This window comes from Winogradskyella sp., assembly GCF_028282165.1.
GTDB lineage: Bacteria > Bacteroidota > Bacteroidia > Flavobacteriales > Flavobacteriaceae > Winogradskyella.
Genome location: NZ_JANQIM010000024.1, coordinates 75,776 through 93,837 on the forward strand (window position 1 = coordinate 75,776; position 18,062 = coordinate 93,837).

Genomic DNA, 18,062 nt, shown 5'->3' on the forward strand with positions numbered 1-18,062 from the left:
GGGATGACAATTAACTATATCCCCAAAATTAATTTGGCAATTAATAAATAAATAACAATGCCAAAAATATCATTGCTGGTGGTAATAAATGGTCCTGTTGCGATGGCAGGATCAATACCCCGTTTATCTAGAAATAAAGGGACAAAAGTGCCAATTAAACCTGCAACTATAATTACAGCTATAAGAGAAATGGATATGGCTAACGCTAATTCAAAATTTTGAGTCCAGATCCAAACAAACAAAAAGAGAAACAAAGACAAAATAACTCCATTTAATGCCGCAAGTAGCATTTCTTTGATAAGACGCTTATTAATACTGCCCTTAACATCATCATTGGCTAGACCTTGTACAATAATTGCGCTAGATTGCACACCAACATTACCAGCCATGGCTGCTATTAACGGTGTAAACAAGAACAAAATAACAGCCTGTTTAGGTAGAAAACCTTCAAAATAATACATAATGATAAAAGCACCGACACCACCAATCAATCCTAAAAATAACCATGGTAATCGTGCTCTTGTGAGTTCAATAATACTGTCATCAGAGTCTACATCTTGCGTAATACCTGCTGCTAATTGGTAATCTTTGTCGGCTTCTTCCTTTAAAACATCGACAATATCATCAATGGTAATTCTACCTAGTAGTGTTTGATTATCGTCAACCACAGGAATGGCTTCCAAATCGTATTTTGCCATTACTTTGGCCACATCTTCAGCATCATCATTTACATTAACATAATCGACGTTGTCTTTAGCGATTTCTGCAATTTTTTGATCGCTTCTGGCTACGATTAAATCTTTAAGGGACAGTCGTCCTATTAATTTTTCTTCTTTATCAACAACATAGATCGAATGTACACGCTTAACCTCTTTTGCCTGACCTCTGATGCGTCGTAAACAGCCCGCAACAGTCCAGGTTTCATAGACTTTAACGAGTTCTTTTGCCATCAGACCTCCCGCAGTATCATCATCATAGCTTAGTAGCTCCTGAATTTCGGCTTTATGTTCTTCATCCTCTATTTGAGAGATTACGGCTTCTTGTCGTTCTTCGGGAAGCTCAGCAATGATATCTGCGGCATCGTCGGTATCCAGTTCTTCAACCTCTTCGGCAATCTCTTTGGCAGATAAGTTTTTAAGTACTTTTTCGCGATTATCCTCGTCCATCTCTGTGAGTATATCAGAGGTGGTTTCCGAATCTAATAGCTTAATAACATAAATGGCGTCGTCTAGGTCGAGTTCATCAAGAATTTCGGCAATATCAGCATAGTGAAACTCATTGAGAAGATTTTTAAGTTCTTTGTCTTTTTGATCTTCGACAAGGATTTCGACCTTTTCTATAAGCTCATCCGTTAACTGGAACTGTATGTTATCTTGAAGTTCTTCCACGCGATTTAGTACTTTCATTGGGAACATAGTGAAGCAATCTACTTAATAAAAGTAATCATTAGCCGAGATTGTCACGTCCTTCGTCCTCGCAATGACAAAGTATTTAATTTTTGTCTTTTTCTATTAACGACGTTAACTCAATAAACGCTGAAACACTTAATTGCTCTGGTCGCTGCCCAAAGATAGTATTTGCTTTTAAATTATCGGAAAGATTAAGGGCTTTTAAACTATTGCGCAATGTTTTTCTGCGCTGTTGAAAGCCAGTCTTAACTACTTTAAAGAATAGACTTTCATTACAAGGCAATGTATAGTTAGCTTTTCGGGTAAGCAGTAAAACACCAGAATCTACTTTAGGAGGTGGATTAAACACTGAAGGTGGCACTGTAAATAAATAATCGGCATCGTAAAATGCTTGCGTTAGTACCGAGAGAATACCATACACCTTTGAACCTTCTTTAGAACAAATGCGTTGGGCTACTTCCTTTTGAAACATGCCTGAAAATTCTGGAATTTGATGACGCATCTCTAGGGTTTTAAAAATAATCTGTGACGATATATTGTATGGGAAATTACCAATAATGGCAAAAGGCTTATCCTTGAAGATTTCAGTTAAATCATACTTTAAGAAGTCTTTTTCGTAGATTCTGTCAGCAAGGTTAAGGTAGTTGTTTTTTAGATATTCTACGGATTCGGTGTCGATTTCTATAACGTGTGTAGTGATATTCTTTTTGAGCAAGTACTTGGTTAATACGCCCATACCTGGACCAATTTCCAAAACATCGTTATAACCTTTTAGGGACAGCGTGTCCGCAATTTTTTTGGCAATATTTTCGTCCTTTAGAAAATGTTGCCCTAAGTGTTTTTTGGCTTTGACTTGATGTTGGTTTGGCACGAAATAGAAAAATTTATCATTCAAAGATAAAGTAATGATTTGTCATTTCGAATCTTTACACTAAGGTTCAATACAGGCTAAAGTTGAAAAATTTCATTACTGATGTACTCAAATTATCAGATTTAGCTACGCTGAACCTGAAGGTTTCTCGTCGCTTTCACTTCTACTACGCTCAGTGTGACAGCTCTGCTGGAATGACAAACAAACTTAATTGAAATTAACGGAATACTCGTCAATAACCTCCAATTCTGTTCTAAAGGCCAACATTTTATCTGCAAAACGTTTTAAGCCATCACCTCTTAGACGTTCAGCATCTTCTGAATAATAGGCATCTAAGGCTTCGCGAGAATGTGCTTTGTACTGAATAGAATAGGTAGTACCTCCCATTTCTTCTTCTACCAATACTTTGGTAAGTCTGGCATCAACAAATTTACCTGTTGCTAAGACTTGTGGGATATGTTCTTTTATCCAAGTAAGCCATTCATCGTGAACGGAATTGTCAATATTGACTGTAACGTTGTATATGATCATTTGATTAAATACTCAATTGCTAAGTTCCAAATTCCAAAAATACATGAATTGGAAATTAGTTTTTTGAGATTTGGAATTTAATTGATACTATCACCCCTAAGCATCCTAAACTTTTTTCGCGCTTCGATAAAGTAGATACTGTCTTCAAAATCAAAGATGATTCTCTCGTAAAGTTGTTTAGCTTCTTCTGGTTTAGCCAAATATGTATTGTAAAGTTCGGCCAAATGATAATGTGCATCATCGGCTAAGATGTCTTCTTTCCAATCCGTAATTATTTTAAGGTAATTGACTTCGGCCTTATTGTATTGCTTTTTCTTTTCAAACAGCTTGGCTTGTTGGAATAAGGTTTGGTCTATAATGCTTTCGCCCTTGTGTTCTTCTAAGATTTTATCTAACAAGGTAATGGCTTCATCCGTTTTATTTTGAAAGGCAAATAAATCGGCTTTCGCATAATGTTTTAATGCCGTTTGCGTACTGTCTTGATATTTATTGTCTGAAATCAAAAGTTTTAAATCCAAAGCGTCATTGGCAATAAGTTGTGAGGTTGAAGATTTTAGAATCTTTAATTGCGATTCTGCCCAATCGAAATCACCCTTGTAGTAGCTGGTTTTAGCAACTTTAAACCGCGCTTCTTGGGAAATGGTGCTATTTTTTAGGCTCAGCTGAATTTGAGAATAAAAGATCAAAGCTTCATTGAAGCGCTCTTGAAGTACCAAGATATCTGCTAATAGTAATTTCACTTTGGCTTCCTGAAACTCTGAAATATTAAGCTTCATACTTTCTCTCAAAAATGTGGTGGCACTTTCTGTATCTTTTTGGTAAAAGGCCAAAAACTCACCATAAGCTAATTGAAGTGATAAAGTGAGTTCTGACTTTCCGAAGGCATCAAATAAGTTATTGTAGGCTTCATCAATGCGGTTGAGTTCTTTGTCTGAATTTGCATTTTGGGTGTCAATTTCCAAGATGTATTGATGTGCTGTCAGCGCTGTACTTGCATCTTGAGAGGTGTCTAATATATAATTAAAAATATCTTTAGATGTCTCATCATCATTATCATTGAGAGCAGTTATAGCTAATTCAATGATACGATCCAAGCTTTCGGGATTACGCTTGTAAAGTGCTTTTTCTTGAATAAAGGACTTATTATAAGCTTTTTCTTGTACATACAGCCAGCTTAATAGTTCGTACCAATAAGGGCTTGGTTCTTGTTGAATTTTCTTAAGTAATAAACGTCTTAAATATATATTGTTTTCATTATCCTTATTCTCGGATATGAAGTCGCTAACTGCACGTTTAATATTATTGAGATAATTGGGGCGGTAGGCCACATAATCTATATAGTTCTCAAACATCTTTTCGATATTGCCTTGGTCACCATAGATGCGAGCTAATTGAATGCTGTAGTTTTTATCTGGTGTTAATATTCTGCCTTTGTCGTACACTATAATGGCTTGATCCAATAATGAGTGATCTTCAAACTTTTTGGCAACACTGTAGATATAATTTGGGTTTTCGTCAATGTAAGTAATTGCTTCTTTATACAACAGGTCTGCTCTGTCTAAACTATCCTTAAGTTGAAAGTTATAACCTAATTCTACCAGTAGACTAGGGTTTCTACGTTTAGCTAAGCGTTGTACTAGAATATTTTCCGCTTCATCAAGCTGTTCTAATTGCTGGTGTGTTTCAACAAGTTTGTATAGGTATTTGTAACTATATGGTTTTTCTTTATTGAGATTTTCATAGATAACCAGCGCTTTTTTAAACTCCCCTTTTTTATAATAGCTGTCTGCTAGGACCTCACTATTTTGGGCTAAGCCAAAACTGAGACCTAAAAGAAGTACTAATATTAAAAGACATGTTTTCATCGAAGCATTTTTTGTAAATATAACAAATGCTATATCTAGTTATTGTAAATGTTTTGATAAAAAAATGCCTAAACGTAGAGTTTAGGCATTTTAACCAGCAAAATAAATGTGCTATTAACCATTATTTGTTCTAAATATGATTCAATTACTTTGTCTTGGCGTTTTACTATTTATTATTTTACTAATTATAGTTAAAAAAACACTTTGCTTACCATAACAACTAATACAACAAGAAGTACAATGCGCTTTATATTTTTCATAATTAGGTTTAGTTCTAAAGTTTGGGACTACTAACTTCTCAAAAATAATCAAAAAAACCGAAGAAATACACTATAAATCGATAAAAAACATATTTTTTTAACAAATATGTCAGAATTCTTCAAAATTTTGAGACTATGAAATCATATCAAAACCTGTATATGGAATCAAAACTTCAGGAATTTTGATACCGTCTTCGGTTTGATAGTTTTCTAAAATACCCGCCAATACTCTTGGTAATGCCAATGAGCTTCCATTTAAGGTATGGCACAATTCATTTTTGCCATTACTATTTTTGAAACGCAATTTTAATCGATTGGCTTGAAAAGTTTCAAAATTAGACACTGAAGATATTTCTAACCAACGGTCTTGAGCCGTTGAAAACACTTCAAAGTCATATGTTAAAGCTGAAGCAAACGTAACATCACCACCACAAAGCTTTAGAATGCGGTATGGTAATTTTAGTTCGTTAAGAATCTCTTTGACATGGGCAATCATACCTTCAAATGCATTGTAGGAATTGTTGGGATGCTCTACTCGTATGATTTCTACCTTATCAAATTGATGTAGTCGATTTAAGCCTCTAACATGCGCACCATAACTTCCTGCTTCTCTTCTAAAACACGGTGTGTAACCCGTGACACTAATAGGTAGATCGTTTTCATTTAAAAGGGTATCTCTAAACAAGTTGGTGCCAGGAACTTCGGCTGTTGGAATAAGGTACAGATTATCTGCCGTTACATGATACATCTGTCCTTCTTTATCTGGTAACTGACCAGTTCCAATTCCAGAGGCTTCATTCACTAAATGCGGTAATTGATATTCTGTATAACCTGCTTCTGTATTTTTATCTAAGAAATAGGTAATTAAAGCGCGCTGTAATTTAGCCCCTTTGCCTTTATAAACAGGGAATCCAGCACCAGTAATTTTATTGCCAAGTTCAAAATCAATGATGTCATATTTCTTTGCTAATTCCCAATGCGGTAAAGCGCCATCAAATAACTGAGGAATTTCACCTGCCCTCAAAATTTCTTCGTTGTCTTCATCTGAGTTGCCTTCAGGTACAGAAGTGTGAGGAACGTTCGGAATTTTGTATAGCAGCTCTTTAAGCGCATCAGCTTTTTCATTTAACTCCTGTTCTAAGGTCTTAACGGTCTCCTTTAATAGAGAGGTTTTTTCTTTTAGCAGATTTGCTTCTTGGGCCTTACCTGATTTAAATAAGTTGCCAATTTCCTTAGATAAAGTATTAGACTCTGCCTTAGTGCCGTCTAATTTGGTTTGGAGATGTCTTCGTTCTTCATCTAAAGCAATGACTTCATTAATCATTGTAGCAGCATCGATATTTCGTTTTGCCAAACCTTTAATAACAGCTTCTTTATGATCTCTTATAAAAGCAACTTGTAACATATCTTTAATTTTGGGAATACACCGTTAAGTACAAAAAATAAGCCACAAAAGTACATGAATTTTTTTATTTGGAAATTCCCAGAAGCCAAATAAAATGATTACATGGACTAGTGAAGCGGTTACTAATGTGCAACTAAATTTTGCAATCTTTATGAGACAAGATTTAGTTTCACGGAAGAAAAGTAAAGAGAATTTAAGCAGATAAAAACTATTTTGAAGGTAATATCCAGTTGTGGTGTTTAAAATGATGCCATTCTTCATTGGCTAAATCAACTTTAGGGTCTATAAGCTGTTTTGAGGGTTTGCCATTTACTCTCACATAAGTTCTAACATATACTTTGACCGATTTTCCTTGCTTGGCGAAATCTTGTTTTAAATATTGAGCAAATTGCCAGATGAAATCTGGTTTGGTACTTGCACTGCGTTGCTGTTTTTTAGTCAGGTAATCATCAAGCTTAATAGGAATAGCATTGTTGGTGGCTTCATCAATTACTGTATAACGTGCACTACCGCTTTTGGAACGTAACATCATACGCCAAGACAATCGATGACCTTCTTCGGTCCATAAGACATTGTCCTCAAAAAAATGGATACGCAAAGGCAGTGCAATATGTATCAAAAAGTAAACCGAAAAAATGCCGATTAACAGCTTATTATATGTTGGAACTTTAAGTTCATTTGCGGTATAGAACTCTTTTTTCTTTAAGAATATGTTCTTAATGGTTTTTGGTTCAAAAAAGAATAAACTAAAAGCCAATGACAGATATGGAAATATACCTATTTGGAACACTATAGAATTAAACAGGTGAAAAAATATAGAAGCAAAAAAGGCATATTTTCTCGTAGGCTTAAAAAGTAATAGCGGAATGATGAGTCCATCAAATAATATTCCCCCATACGCTATGAAATAATGTATCCACTTTTCCTGTAGTAATTCTCCAATAATCGGATAACTAGCTTTGCCTTTCATCAGTAATGCCACTACAGAAGTGTCTAACCAATCGGGATAAAGCTTAGCAATAGAGGCATAAGTGTAAAGTATAAATAGCTGAATAACAAAAATCCATTTACACCAGCTAGGCATTGATATTCGCTTTAGAGTAGGATTGAGCTTTACGTCTAAGGATGCATATCTATTTGCTGGCAAGAACACCATTAGATAGCTCAAAATGAATAGAAGGTAATAGTGGTTGTTGTACGATGATTTTTGCATTAAATATGTCGCTGTCCACATCGTGGCAAACATAAACATACTGAATCTGTATTTATAGCCTACCATAATAAGCAAGCCAAAAATTCCCATGACTATGTAATAAACATACATCCAGTTTCCAGGAAGGGGTTGTAGCCATTCAAATCCAATAAATGAAAACGTAAACTCTGGTTCTATAAGCGTTCGCCTTACCCAGCCAGTAAAGACGGCACCTACCGATTCTAAAAAACATAGAAGCCCAAAGACAATTCTAAAAACGATCAATCCTGAATTGTCGATATGTTTAAACAAAAATTTATTCATTTATAGTTTTTATAAAGTCTAAGGCATCTTTCATATCAATACTTAGCTGCTTTTTTAAGGCTTCAAGATTTGCAAATTTTTGTTCACTTCTTAACCAGTGAAGAAATTCAATTCTCAGCACTTTTCCGTAAATATCTTTGTTAAAATTAAAAAAATGAACTTCAATAGAACGCGATTTTCCATCCACAGTTGGATTAGTTCCAATATTCATCATGCCATAGATAATAGAATCTTCATTTTTCGATTTTACGACATAGACACCATCGGCAGGAATCAATTTATAGTTTTCCTTGATATGAATATTTGCCGTAGGGAAGTCTAAGGTTCTGCCCAAGCCCTTACCTTCAATTACTTGGCCAGTTATAAAATAGTTGTAGCCTAAATAGGAATTCGCGATAGCTACTTTACCCGTATTCAATGCGTTTCTAATTTTAGTAGAACTCACCGTAACATCTTCGATATCTTGAGCTGGAATTTCCTCAACTTCAAAACTGTATTTTTCTGCAAATCGTTTTAAGTCATTAATATTAGCACTCCTGTTTTTCCCAAAATGATGATCGTAACCAATAACGATTTGCTTAGTTTTGAGTTCGTCAACCAGAACATTCTTTACATAATCTTTTGCAGAAAGGTTGGCAAACTCTTCATTGAATTCTTTTACTATTACATCTTTGATGCCAAATTCTTTTAAGATCTCAATACGCTCATCTATGGTATTTAGTAATTTAATGTTGTCGGTTTTTTGAAGTACCATTCTTGGATGAGGAAAAAGGGTTAGCACTGTTGGAGTATAATTATTCTCAATGGCAATATTCACCACGCGATTCAATATTTTTTTATGTCCAATATGGACACCGTCAAAAGTTCCAACTGTAATGATTTTTGCAGAATTCTCAATCAAGGGCCTAATGCTATTTGATTTTACTGTTTTTTTAATAATCGTATTGACTTTTGTTAAAAAACCTTAAATTCGAAGAATTTAATTTTTTACCCCAAAACTATGAAAGCAAAGCTACATTTTGTTTTGTCATTATCCATGTTTTTATCAGTATTTTATGCAGTGGCTCAACAAGGTTATTGGAAGAAAACCGATAAGAGTTTAACTCTTACTGATGAGAAAACGACATTAGATAAGGGTTTTTATCAGATCTATCAACTCGATTTTGAAACGTTTAAGACCCAACTTATAGGAGCTCCTTTACGTTCTGTATCTGGCACAAACTCTAGTTCAAGGGTTTATTTTCCGAATGTTAAAGGTGAACTCGAAGAATTTAAAATTGTTGAGACACCAGTACTATCAGAAGAACTGTCTAGTTTGTATCCGAAGATTAAAACTTATCTTGGGTATAGCACCGAAAATCCAGGTGTAAGAGTAAGATTTAGTGTTACGCCACAAGGGTTGCAGACCATGACAACTTATCCTGATGGGCCAATGAATTTTACAGTGCCTTTAAGTAAAACGGACAATACCTCGTACATTTCTTATAGTAGAGAAGCCAGAAAAGAAGGGTTGAAAGATTTTCAATGTCTTACTAATGATGAACATATTACAAAAAATTTAGGAGAAAATACAAGTAGAGATGCTAACGACCAAATACTAAGGACATTTAGAATAGCAATTTCCGCTACTGGAGAGTACACTAATTTTTGGGATGATGGTAATACAGCAAATGGTAATGCTCAAGAAGATGCTTTGGCTCAAGTCGTTTCTACCCTAAACAGAAACAACGAAGTATTTGAAGTTGATATGGCGGTGACCTTTACACTCGTTACAGGGACAGAAATTATATATCCTAATGCTGGGACAGACCCTTACACAGGTTCGTTCAACTCACAATTGCAAAGCACATTAACGGCTAACGTTGGCGAGGCCAATTACGATATTGGTCACTTGTTCCATTTTGGTAGTAATAGCGGAAATGCTGGTTGTATAGGTTGTGTATGTGTAGACAATCAGAAAGGAAGTGGTTTCTCATCCCATTCTTTTTTAGATAATGATGGAGGGCCTTATATGTCAGACTTCTTTGATATAGATTATGTACCGCACGAAATAGGTCATCAGATGGGAGCCAACCATACATGGTCTTTCAGTAGTGAAGGAACTGGTGTTAATGCAGAGCCAGGTAGTGGAACTACAATTATGGGTTATGCTGGCATAACAGGAGGTAATGATGTGCAAGACCATTCAGATCCTTATTTTCATTATTATAGTATTTTGCAGATATCCAATAATCTAGCAACTAGGACATGTTGGGTTGGAAGTGCAATTTCAAATACCCCACCTGTAGCGAATGCGGGTTCAAATTATACTATACCTTATGGAACAGCTTTTGTGCTTAAAGGTGCAGCTACAGATGCTGATGTAGGTGATGTGTTAACCTATTGTTGGGAGCAAATTGATAATGGTATTACTACAACAGGCAATTTTGGGCCAAATAAAACAACAGGAGCTGTTTGGAGATCTAGACCTCCAAGTACTTCTCCAAATCGTTACATGCCAATTATTGAACGCGTTATTGCCGGACAATTGGAGGAATCTAATCCAGTTGAAACTGTCGATAATTCATCATGGGAAACAGTCTCTAACGTCACAAGAACGTTAGATTTTGCATTAACCGTTAGAGATAGGAGTGAAGCCAATGGTGTTGATCAAACTCCACAAAGTGATTTTGATACCATGACCGTCAATGTAGATGGTTCTTCTGGACCTTTTGAAGTCACCTCCCAAACAACAAATGTAACATGGGATGCTGGTTCTATAGAAACTGTAACATGGAACGTTGCAGGTACAGACGGAGGTGCTGTGAATACGCCTACTGTGAATATATTATTATCGACTGATGGTGGTTTTACATACCCTTTTGTAGTAGCATCAAATGTTCCTAACGACGGTTCTCATGATGTTAATGTGCCCAATACAGGAGGAGATTCTTCTACGGTAAGGGTAAAAGTAGAAGGGAATAATAATATTTTCTATGCCATTAATTCGACAAATTTCTCTATTCAAGCCTCAGAGTTTGTTTTGAATGTTACAGATAGCTCAATAGACGTTTGTGCACCAGATAATGTAGTCTATAATTTTACTTACAACACATTTTTAGGATTTACAGATGAAACAACATTCAGTGCCACAGGCTTGCCACTTGGGGCATCTGCTGTATTCTCACCAACAAGTGCTACTTCAGATGCAACTAATGTAACCGTAACAATATCTGGTACAGGTAGTTTAGCCGTAGGGAATTATCCCTTTACTTTGGTAGGAACATCGGGCACTATTACTAGTACCGCAGATGTAGAGTTTAATGTTTTCGATACTAGTATTACAGCACCGAATATATTAACACCAGTAAACGGAGCTAGTGATGTAAATGCTTCTAATGCAGTCTTTACGTGGGATGCAGATCCTAATGCAACGTCTTACGAAATTAATGTGGCAACAGATGCTGCATTTACTAATATCGTTGCTGGTGGCATCCTAAATGATACAACATTTACGGTTACAACATTAAATATTACCACACCGTATTTTTGGCGAGTAAGAGGGGTCAATGATTGTGGTTCTGGTCCGTATTCAGAGGCAAGTTTCACTACTGCCAATATTTTATGTAATTCTTATAGTGCTACGGATTTACCGATTGATATTTTAGAGACATTTAACGGCACCGATAACTATAGCTCAGTGATTAACGTTGCTAACGATGCGATTGTCACTGATGTCAATGTAACCATTAATATCTCGCACGATTGGAACAACGATTTAGATATTTTCTTAATAAGCCCATCAGGGACATCCGTAGAACTTTCCACGGATAATGGCGACGATGATGATAATGATTATACGGATACAGTTTTTGACCAAGAAGCAACCAACTCCATCACAACTGGGACCTCACCATTTACGGGAACATTTATACCAGAAGGTGATCTTTCTACACTTTACGGTGAAATGTCCGCAGGTAATTGGACATTATCAGTAGATGACGATTTTGGTTTCGACGATGGGGGACAGATCGTTGAGTTTACATTAGAATTATGTACCCAAGAAGTATTGTCCCTAGATGATAATGAAATATCTAGTATGGTTTTCGAAATTTATCCAAACCCTAACAATGGAGAATTCACAGTTAGGCTAACAAATCCTTTATCTGAAAAGATCGATATTGAACTTTATGACATTAATGGAAGAAAGATTTATACTAGAACTTATGATTCAATAAGTGATTTTGAAGCATTGGTTAAGTTAGATGGTGTACAGTCAGGTGTTTACCTCATAAAGGTGAAAGATGGAATTAATGAAATGACAGAAAAATTGATTATTAACTAACGAATAGAATAATATATTGAGTTAAATAGCGAACACAATGGTATTCGCTATTATTTTCCGTTATATTGATTCATTGTGTTATTGACACCTGCTAAAACAAAGGATTTTATCAATTCAGTTGATGTTTTTAAACGTTCATTGAGTTTTGCATATTCGTCGTCGTTCCACTCTCCTAATACATAATCGATCTGTCTTCCTCTGCTAAAAGCATCGCTAATTCCAAATCTAAAACGGTTATATTTAGTAGTTTGCAATTTGTCTTGAATATCTTTTAAGCCGTTATGGCCTCCATCACTGCCTTTTGTTTTTAGGCGAAGCGTGCCAAAGGGCAAGTTGAGGTCGTCAGTAACAACAAGTAAGTTTTCTAAAGGGACATTCTCCTTGTCTAGCCAGTATTTTATGGCTTTACCACTAAGATTCATGTAAGTGCTTGGCTTTAGAAGAACCAGTGTCCGTCCTTTGATTTTTAGTGTAGATCTATCGCCCAATTTAGCCGTTTCAAAAGAGATGGACTCATTTTCCGCTAGATAGTCTAATATCTTAAAACCAATATTATGTCTGGTATTATGGTATTTTTCACCAATATTTCCTAAACCAACAATTAAGAATTTTTTCATAAGATCTTCTTCATTTTGTTCAATTTCTTTATTAATACCAAGCCATTTCCTTAAAAATTCAAACATTTTTTTTGCTTTGTATAAAAATAAAAAAGCATCCTGATACAGAATGCTTTTAAAAGTTTGGAATACTAATTTATTATTCTTGTGCTGCTTCTGCTGCAGGTGCATCTGCTCCTTCTGTAGTTTCTTCATCATCTTCTTCATCATCATCACCCATCGACATTGATGCTCTAGATCGTCTTACTTGGCAAACTACAGTATTATCTGGATGTAAGAATTTATAATCCTCATTTTCTAATTCTGTGATGTAAAGCTTGTTGCCTATTTTAAGTGGTGTAATATCTACCTCAATAAAATCTGGCAACTTAGAAGGAATCGCTTTTACTCTAAGTTTTCGATAAGGTCTTCTTAACACACCACCATTTAAAACACCTTTAGAAGTTCCTACAATTTGTATAGGGATTTCCATAGTGATTTCTTTGTTTTCAAAAGTTTGATAGAAATCGATGTGCAAAATTCTATCGGTTACAGGATGAAACTGAATGTCTTGCATTATAGCATTGTAAGTTTCTCCATTATCTAAGGCAATCACAACTGTATGCGCATTTGGTGTGTATACAAGTTTAGAGAATACCAACTCTGGTGCAGAGAAATGTAATGGCTTGTCTCCTCCGTATAATACGCAAGGAATCTGACCAGCATTACGTAAGGCTCTTGTTGACGATTTGCCCACGCTTTCTCTTTGAGATCCATTGATTGTAATTGATTTCATTTTAGAAATTTTGATTTATATAATTAATTACCTCATTTTGAGGGTTTGTCCTTCTAAGCTAGTTCTAGCTAAGAGGGCTGCAAATTTAAGCATATAATAGAGAAATACTAGCTTTTTATACTATTTTTATCTTAAAAAGGTAATTAAGCCTTATAAGTAGATTAGCCTACATCACAAATTTGCTACTAATAGACTGATTGTGATGGACGTTATACATCACCTCGGCAAACAAATTAGCACAGCTTAAGACTCTCAGCTTATCACTTTTTTGTTTCAACGGAATGGAGTTGGTAACGATGAGTTCTTCGAGTCTGGAATCCTTTAAACGTTCGTAAGCACTGCCAGATAGTATAGGGTGAGTACAAATAGCTCTAACACTACGTGCACCACGCTCCATCATTAAGTCTGCTGCTTTTGTTAATGTACCTGCGGTATCTACCATGTCATCTACCAATACCACATTTTTACCAGTAACATCGCCAATGAGTTCCATGTGCGAAATTACGTTGGCCTTAGCACGTTGCTTATAACAGATAACCACATCACTCTTAAGCGCTTTTGAATAGGCGTATGCGCGTTTAGAACCACCCATATCAGGTGATGCGACGGTTAAGTTTTCGAGATTTAAGCTTCTCAAGTAAGGTAAAAATATGGTTGATGCAAATAAATGGTCTACGGGCTTTTCAAAGAACCCCTGTATTTGATCTGCATGCAAGTCCATAGTAATGATACGCGTTGCACCTGCAGCTTCTAGCATTTTGGCAATTAGCTTTGCAGCAATAGGAACGCGAGGTTTGTCTTTTCTATCTTGTCGTGCCCAACCAAAATAAGGCATTACTGCTGTAATGTGCCTAGCTGATGCACGTTTAGCGGCATCGATCATTAACAACATTTCCATTAAATTCTTTGGCCCAGGATGTGTAGAACCTATAATAAAAATACGAGTACCTCTTATTGATTCTTCGTATGAAGGTTGAAATTCACCATCACTGTAAGTAGATGTAATAACATTGCCTAATTCTACGCCATAGGCAGCAGCAATTTCTTCTGCTAAATCTTTGCTTTGTGAACATGTAAAAATCTTAGCTTCAGTGGTGTTATTAGGCATTTGAGTAAGTAATTAAAAGAGTTGTTAGTCGAGTTATTAGCTTGGCTCAAATTTAGGAAAATTATTTGCTCATTAAAGGATAATCCCCTCTATTTTTAGTTGGTTGACGAAAAATATTTTATATTTTTGCTTCCCATTTGTATTAGGAACTAATTTGCTCAAGTGGCGGAATTGGTAGACGCGCTGGATTCAAAATCCAGTTTCTTCGGAAGTGTGGGTTCGATTCCCACCTTGAGTACAAAACTTCCAATGTCTTTGAACATTGGAAGTTTTTTATTTTAAGTATCTTATAATAAAAACATAAATGTAGCCTTTAGAATTATCTAGTTTATTATATTGGTAGCTCAGCCTGTCAATACTATGAAAAGTCGATTTTTACTTTTTATTTCCTTGTTGTTCACCCAGCTCGCCTTAGGCCAAAAGTTTCAGGATACGATTCCCTTTCGAAATGATTTAGGCTTAATTATAATTCCAATCTCATTTAACGGTGTAGAAAAACAATTTGCTTTTGATACTGGCGCAGAGTATTCCGTTGCTTACGACTGGGCAAAAGATGAGTTAAAAAGAACCAATAAAATTATTAGTGTAGTATCTTCTAGTGGCTTACGAAGTAAAATGCGTTTTTACAAAAGCGGCAATATCAGCATAGGAAGTAGAAAAATTACAGGACACCGCATATTAAATACGGCTGAGAACGATATTTTTTCTTGCCATAAAGTAGATGGTATTTTGGGTGTGGATATTATTAAGGAACTCAATTGGAAAATTGATTTTAAGCAGAAAATATTGATCATGTACCCTTCAAATCACATTCCAAATGAAGTTAATTCAATGCACCAATTAGACTTTGTTTTTACTAACAACCATCCTTATATGTATTTAAAGCGCAAAAAGAGTCGTTTAAGGTTTTTGTTAGATACTGGTGCAGGTAAATCGTCTAACATATCGCAAAAAGATTATAATTTGACCACTATTGATAGTTTTCCACATATTGAAGTACATTCAGGTAGTTTTGATGTTAATGGGGTATTTACCACCACGACACCAAGAGTGTTTCAGTTTCCAGAAAGTACATCTAAAGACGTTACATTATCTCCAGTCATTTATTACAATAATCTAAAATCTTCAAAAATTGGAAACTATTTGTGGGGTGAATTATCGCTTTTTTTGAGCTTAAAAAAGAATAAGCTCTATGTGTCATCTTCCCATATCAAACAGGATTATGATTACCATTCTTGTTACGTTTCTTATTACAATGGTGCAATTAGAATTATTAGTATTGTAAAAGGAAGTGACGTCTGGAATTTAGGTGCGAGACAAGGGGATGAAATAGTACTATATAACGAGAAGAAATTCACTGATTTTTGTACTTTAAATAAATACCAACGCCAATTGATTAAATTAGGTGAACCAATTACTATACAGTTAAAAAGTGGTGAAACAGTGACTATTTCTAAGAAAAATTCTTTTCAGGAGAACCATAGCCCTACGTCCAATAATCGACATTGAATTGTACGACGTATTGCTTTAAACAGTCATCGTATTATTTGAGAACTTGGGTTCGATTTCTACTGTTAGTGCAGATAAATTAAAATCAAGCAAAAATAGTAGCCTTACTTTTTCTTTCCGCAATTTTCTCATTTTAAGGTTAACCTCAGTGGAAATTACAAAAGATGAATATCACGTTTAGCACTATTTCAATTTAAGAAGCAATTCATAGCTAGTCTTAAAGATGAATTATAAATGGCATAATCGCGAATTTCGAATTCTAAACAAATGAACAGGTTCTATCGCTGAATGAACAAACGGTTGTGCTTCTTATTGGGCTAGATTTTGATAAAATCCTCCGGAAAAACACGAATTTTAATATCCCAGAATAATGGTAATAAGATGTAAATCAGTATTGTGGCAATAACTATGGAAATAATATTCATCCAAAACCCTACACGTATCATTTGTGGAATACTTAAAAAACCAGAACTAAATACAACCGCATTTGGGGGCGTGGCTACAGGAAGCATAAAAGCACACGACGCCGCAATAGTAGCAGATACCATTAATATGTAGGGATGGACATCAATAGATAGAGCCAATGCGCCTAGTACTGGCATTAACATAGCCGCAGTGGCTACATTACTTGTTATTTCTGTTAAAAAATTAACCACACTGATAATAGCAAGTATCAATAAAAGTACGGGTAAAATGCCAAATACAATCAATTGCTCTCCAATCCAAGAAGCCAGTCCACTTGATTGAAATCCTGCTGCCAAAGCCAGACCACCACCAAAAAGTAATAATATACCCCAGGGGATAGTTTCTGCTGTACGCCAGTCTATAAGACCTATTCGACCTGATTTATTAGCAGAGGGGATTACAAAGAGAACTATTGCCCCTAAAATAGCTATAAGCGCATCGCTTGTGCCTCCAATAATAGGTTCAACAAGATATTTTCTGGTTATCCACAGAAATGCAGTACTGACAAAAACAACCAGAACCATTCGTTCTTGATATTTCATAGGCCCAAGACCCTTGATCTGTTTTCTTATAGTGTTCTTTCCTCCAGATATACTGGCAGCTTTGGTTTTGTAGGCAATTTTAGTGAGATATAACCAGCCAATTGAAAGCATGGCAATTGAAAACGGCAAACCAATTGACATCCATTGTGTAAAAGTGATGGTCACACCATAGTTCTGCTCAATATAGCCTGCAAATATTGGGTTAGTCGGAGTACCAATAAGTGTTGCCGTACCACCAATAGAACAGCCATAGGCAATGGCAAGCATTAAGGAACGGCTCATTTTAGCTTGAGATAAGCCTTTAATATTCAATTGGCTTACGACCGATAATCCTATTGGCAAAACCATAACAGCTGTTGCTGTATTGGATATCCACATACTTAGGAATGCTGTGGCAATCATAAAGCCTAGTATAACCCTATTCCAATCCGTACCAACCTTGTTGATGATGTTAAGGGCAATCCGCTTGTGAAGATTAGATTTTTCAATCGCTACCGCAATGATAAAACCGCCTAGAAAAAGAAAAATCATCTTGTTAGAAAATGAGTTGCCAACTGCATCAATAGTCATGACACCTGTCAATGGAAAAAGTACCAAGGGTAATAAGGCTGTTGCCGAAATGGGTATAGCTTCTGTAATCCACCAAACAGAGATCCATAAAGCGCAAGCTAGTGTGGCATTAGCTTCCTTTGATAGTCCATCTGGTTGGAAGAACAGTAAAACCAGAATGAACAAAAGGGGACCGGTTATCAACCCAAAAAATTGAATCCTATTCATTCGTCTAAATCTAGTTGACCCATTTATTTTTGATTAAAAATTCGCTCTAACCTTGAGGCGTGGTTCTTAAGCCAAGTTTCAAAACAAA

The 18,062-nt window shown here is 35.6% G+C and carries 13 protein-coding genes and 1 tRNA gene; 3 read left to right on the top strand and 11 right to left on the bottom strand.

All coding sequences use genetic code 11. The annotated features are described in order from the left end of the window. Positions 1–14: 14 nt before the first annotated feature. The 7 genes from mgtE to Q0972_RS09515 form a co-directional block, all read right to left on the bottom strand. Positions 15–1,406 (bottom strand): magnesium transporter, encoded by a 1,392-nt coding sequence (mgtE, locus tag Q0972_RS09485; RefSeq protein WP_299365213.1) that lies wholly within the window; start codon positions 1,404–1,406, stop codon positions 15–17. Between the two features lie 85 nt (positions 1,407–1,491). Continuing rightward, a complete protein-coding gene (rsmA, locus tag Q0972_RS09490) occupies positions 1,492–2,280 on the bottom strand; it encodes a 16S rRNA (adenine(1518)-N(6)/adenine(1519)-N(6))-dimethyltransferase RsmA (protein WP_299365215.1) in 789 nt (262 codons plus the stop codon). 207 nt (positions 2,281–2,487) lie between these two features. Then, positions 2,488–2,811 (bottom strand): DUF4286 family protein, encoded by a 324-nt coding sequence (locus tag Q0972_RS09495; protein WP_299365217.1) that lies wholly within the window; start codon positions 2,809–2,811, stop codon positions 2,488–2,490. Positions 2,812–2,888: 77 nt separating this feature from the next. Beyond that, on the bottom strand, positions 2,889–4,676 hold the full coding sequence (locus Q0972_RS09500; RefSeq protein WP_299365219.1) for a hypothetical protein: 1,788 nt from the start codon (positions 4,674–4,676) through the stop codon (positions 2,889–2,891). A 393-nt stretch (positions 4,677–5,069) separates the two neighbouring features. Beyond that, complete coding sequence (gene serS, locus Q0972_RS09505; protein WP_299365221.1) at positions 5,070–6,341, bottom strand: serine--tRNA ligase; 1,272 nt, start codon at positions 6,339–6,341, stop codon at positions 5,070–5,072. A gap of 208 nt (positions 6,342–6,549) precedes the next feature. Then, complete coding sequence (locus tag Q0972_RS09510) at positions 6,550–7,857, bottom strand: HTTM domain-containing protein (RefSeq protein ID WP_299365223.1); 1,308 nt, start codon at positions 7,855–7,857, stop codon at positions 6,550–6,552. Further along, a complete protein-coding gene (locus tag Q0972_RS09515; protein WP_299365225.1) occupies positions 7,850–8,758 on the bottom strand; it encodes a bifunctional riboflavin kinase/FAD synthetase in 909 nt (302 codons plus the stop codon). The genes Q0972_RS09510 and Q0972_RS09515 overlap by 8 nt, the downstream gene beginning before the upstream one ends. Positions 8,759–8,857: 99 nt before the next feature. Here Q0972_RS09515 and Q0972_RS09520 point away from each other — a divergent pair, with 99 nt between their 5' ends. After that, positions 8,858–12,181, top strand: coding sequence for a reprolysin-like metallopeptidase (locus tag Q0972_RS09520; RefSeq protein WP_299365227.1), 3,324 nt, complete (start codon positions 8,858–8,860; stop codon positions 12,179–12,181). 50 nt (positions 12,182–12,231) lie between these two features. On the opposite strand, the gene pth is transcribed toward Q0972_RS09520, so the two are convergent. The 3 genes from pth to Q0972_RS09535 form a co-directional block, all read right to left on the bottom strand. Beyond that, positions 12,232–12,864 (bottom strand): aminoacyl-tRNA hydrolase, encoded by a 633-nt coding sequence (gene pth / locus Q0972_RS09525; protein WP_299365229.1) that lies wholly within the window; start codon positions 12,862–12,864, stop codon positions 12,232–12,234. A gap of 73 nt (positions 12,865–12,937) precedes the next feature. Continuing rightward, on the bottom strand, positions 12,938–13,573 hold the full coding sequence (locus Q0972_RS09530; protein WP_299365231.1) for a 50S ribosomal protein L25/general stress protein Ctc: 636 nt from the start codon (positions 13,571–13,573) through the stop codon (positions 12,938–12,940). A gap of 166 nt (positions 13,574–13,739) precedes the next feature. After that, positions 13,740–14,681 (bottom strand): ribose-phosphate pyrophosphokinase, encoded by a 942-nt coding sequence (locus tag Q0972_RS09535; RefSeq protein ID WP_299365233.1) that lies wholly within the window; start codon positions 14,679–14,681, stop codon positions 13,740–13,742. Positions 14,682–14,837: 156 nt separating this feature from the next. Between Q0972_RS09535 and Q0972_RS09540 the strand changes: the two genes are divergently transcribed. After that, positions 14,838–14,919 (top strand) — tRNA-Leu (locus Q0972_RS09540). A 122-nt stretch (positions 14,920–15,041) separates the two neighbouring features. Beyond that, on the top strand, positions 15,042–16,190 hold the full coding sequence (locus tag Q0972_RS09545) for an aspartyl protease family protein (protein ID WP_299365235.1): 1,149 nt from the start codon (positions 15,042–15,044) through the stop codon (positions 16,188–16,190). Between the two features lie 317 nt (positions 16,191–16,507). Here Q0972_RS09545 and Q0972_RS09550 read toward each other — a convergent pair whose 3' ends face one another. After that, positions 16,508–17,974 (bottom strand): SLC13 family permease, encoded by a 1,467-nt coding sequence (locus Q0972_RS09550; RefSeq protein ID WP_299365237.1) that lies wholly within the window; start codon positions 17,972–17,974, stop codon positions 16,508–16,510. Between the last annotated feature and the right edge of the window lie 88 nt (positions 17,975–18,062).

Coding starts and splice junctions, on each gene's coding strand:
- Q0972_RS09520 (WP_299365227.1), top strand. CDS start 8,858: ATGAAAGCAAAGCTACATTTTGTTTTGTCATTATCCATGTTTTTATCA.
- Q0972_RS09545 (WP_299365235.1), top strand. CDS start 15,042: ATGAAAAGTCGATTTTTACTTTTTATTTCCTTGTTGTTCACCCAGCTC.
- Q0972_RS09495 (WP_299365217.1), bottom strand. CDS start 2,811: ATGATCATATACAACGTTACAGTCAATATTGACAATTCCGTTCACGAT.
- Q0972_RS09535 (WP_299365233.1), bottom strand. CDS start 14,681: ATGCCTAATAACACCACTGAAGCTAAGATTTTTACATGTTCACAAAGC.
- Q0972_RS09550 (WP_299365237.1), bottom strand. CDS start 17,974: ATGAATAGGATTCAATTTTTTGGGTTGATAACCGGTCCCCTTTTGTTC.
- Q0972_RS09510 (WP_299365223.1), bottom strand. CDS start 7,857: ATGAATAAATTTTTGTTTAAACATATCGACAATTCAGGATTGATCGTT.
- serS (WP_299365221.1), bottom strand. CDS start 6,341: ATGTTACAAGTTGCTTTTATAAGAGATCATAAAGAAGCTGTTATTAAA.
- mgtE (WP_299365213.1), bottom strand. CDS start 1,406: ATGAAAGTACTAAATCGCGTGGAAGAACTTCAAGATAACATACAGTTC.
- pth (WP_299365229.1), bottom strand. CDS start 12,864: ATGTTTGAATTTTTAAGGAAATGGCTTGGTATTAATAAAGAAATTGAA.
- Q0972_RS09530 (WP_299365231.1), bottom strand. CDS start 13,573: ATGAAATCAATTACAATCAATGGATCTCAAAGAGAAAGCGTGGGCAAA.
- Q0972_RS09500 (WP_299365219.1), bottom strand. CDS start 4,676: ATGAAAACATGTCTTTTAATATTAGTACTTCTTTTAGGTCTCAGTTTT.